This is a genomic window from Bacillus sp. LR--39, from assembly GCF_053613335.1.
The window spans coordinates 1-1,085 of the sequence record NZ_JBSIOT010000315.1; the positions used below are offsets into that span (position 1 = coordinate 1).

The 1,085-nt window shown below is 46.2% G+C and carries 1 protein-coding gene and 1 pseudogene; both read right to left on the bottom strand.

The window, feature by feature from the left end:
- Positions 1–496 (bottom strand): two-component system response regulator YhcZ (yhcZ, locus tag ACWHAR_RS22820; RefSeq protein WP_452087917.1); only part of this gene is annotated, 496 nt, incomplete at its 3' end.
- Positions 493–1,085: pseudogene (gene yhcY / locus ACWHAR_RS22825) on the bottom strand (two-component system sensor histidine kinase YhcY); the annotation flags it as partial. The pseudogene yhcY and the gene yhcZ, both read right to left, overlap by 4 nt.

Here is a 1,085-nt window from a genome sequence, read left to right on the forward strand (position 1 = left end):
TTTTCCCGTTCGCTATTTCAGTCAGAACGTCTTTTTCCCTTCTAGTTAATTGATAGTATTTTTCTTTTTCCGGGTCGTGCTGATTTTTCATATGTGTTAGCACATGGGGCATAATAGCTGTAGAAAGCTTGTATTCGCCACCATGCACTTGTCTTAGTGTTTTCACCAATTCCTCGGGCTCCGTATCCTTTAATTGATACGCCTTCGCGCCTGCCTGAAGCGCGGGGATGACGTGCTCCTGATCAGAGTAGCTCGTCAGCACAATGATATTCGTATCCGGAAATTGCTGTATTGCTTTTTTAATGGCTTGAATGCCGTCCATCTCGGGCATAGACAGATCCATTAGCACAAGATCCGGCTTTGTCTCTTCGATGACACGGAGAGCTTCTAATCCAGTTGCAGCTTCTCCGACAACTTCAATATCATCCTGGGTGGCAAAGAAAAAACGCAGACCCTTTCTGACAACATGATGATCATCAGCAATGACAATTTTCATACCGCCCCTCCTTTTCGGCTTGTTAGCGGAAGCCTGATGGACAGCTTTGTTCCAGTTCCAAGCGCTGACTCAATCCAAAACTTAGCTCCGGCTTTTTCCGCTCGTTCTTTCATACCCTTGATGCCAAGTGAAGGCAGATCGGCATGCGCTTCATAGCGAAATCCTGCCCCATGATCGATGATATCCAGCTCCGCATGGCACAAAGAAGCAGTCAGACTAACATACGCCGTATCCGTTCCGGCATGCTTTTTGCAGTTATTTAAAGCTTCCTGTACGACACGCCATAGCATATGCTCCTGCTCATCAGTCAGAACAGGACAGCCTTTTTGTGTAAAAATGATCTTCAATCCAATGAGCGCACCATAGCTTTTAATGGCTTCAGCCAGCCCTTTTTCCAATCCTCCGGGGCGAAGCTGCCAAATTAACGCTTTCATTTCTGCGAGCGCGTCCTGTGATAGGTTTTGGATGAAATCAATCATCTGCTGTAAATTCTCATCTTTTGTTAGTGTCTTCGCAGCTTTGGCAGTTAAACTGACGGAAAACAGCATTTGATTGACTGAATCGTGAAGCTCCTGAGCGAGGCGGTTAC